The sequence below is a fragment of the Cetobacterium somerae ATCC BAA-474 genome (assembly GCF_000479045.1).
Taxonomy (GTDB): Bacteria; Fusobacteriota; Fusobacteriia; order Fusobacteriales; family Fusobacteriaceae; genus Cetobacterium_A; species Cetobacterium_A somerae.
Map to the genome: position 1 here is coordinate 1 of NZ_KI518121.1, position 1,081 is coordinate 1,081.

Sequence of the window (1,081 nt, forward strand, 5' to 3'; positions counted from 1 at the left end):
AGTTATGTTTAAAAACTTGACTTAATACCAAACTTTATATTATATAATTTTTTTAATTCATTTAAACTATTTATAAACTCTTCAATAAATTTTATCTCTAAAAGAGGCTCCCCTCCATACCATATAACTTTTATAAGTTTTACCCCATTTTTTATTTCTCTCTCTATATTCTTTAAAAGATTTTCTTTTGTAAAATTACTCATTCTTCCTTCTTGACGCTCTTCAAAACAATAATAACAATCAAAATTACAATTAAGAGTAGGAGCTATAGTTAAAGTTAAAATTTCTCTATTTAATAATATTTTTTTCATTTTACTTCTGATCATGTTTAGTTCGTTAACTTCATCATTTATAATTATTCCATTATTTTTTAAAATATTAATTTGGCTATCGTCTAATTTTTCTAATAGTTTTATATCTCTTTGTCTAATTTGTTCAAAATAAATATTATTTAATTTTATTAAAGAATTTGTAAATGAATTGTACAAATAATTTTCATTACAAATTTTCGTACAAATGTTATAATTAGAAAATTTCATGAGCCCTCCTTAATGACGTAGTATTTTTATTAATCTAAATCTTTTAAATTCTACTTTAATATTAAACTTTTCAACAACTCTTTACTTAAATTTTAAAAAAATCCTTTTTCAAAATTTAGATAAAAATTGTAATTTCTACAAAAAAAGAGGAGGAAATCGCCTCTAAAAAAACTCCACAATTTGGAAGCTACTATAATCATCTCTCAACTTTATCTTTGCATTATAACTTTTACCACTCTTACTCTTCAACCCTTTTACACTAACAACTTTTCTCTATATAAGCTCTTGAAACCTCTTTAAAGATATAGCCTCATTTTTCAAAAATATAAACCCACAAGAGCAGTTTTAAGCTTTTTTAGACTCTGTTTCCTTTTCTAGTATTTATTTCACACTCATATTCTCCGCTATATAATGAGCTTAAATAGCTATGTCTCTCTCATCTAAAAACTCCCTATATTCATGGTCTAGTGTTTTGTTAGATATACCTTTTGTTAGTGGTATAATAAATTATAGGTTTTTCGGCAGAATGCAATGCTGTAATT

1 protein-coding gene is annotated in these 1,081 nt (G+C 24.1%); it reads right to left on the minus strand.

Annotated elements, in window-relative coordinates:
- Window positions 1-8 precede the first annotated feature (8 nt).
- Window positions 9-539, minus strand: a complete 531-nt coding sequence (locus tag HMPREF0202_RS05285) for a radical SAM protein (protein ID WP_023052224.1) — start codon at window positions 537-539, stop codon at window positions 9-11.
- Between the last annotated feature and the right edge of the window lie 542 nt (window positions 540-1,081).

Bases quoted from the DNA above. Each gene is read 5' to 3' on its own strand.
- HMPREF0202_RS05285 (WP_023052224.1), bottom strand. From the start codon at position 539: ATGAAATTTTCTAATTATAACATTTGTACGAAAATTTGTAATGAAAAT.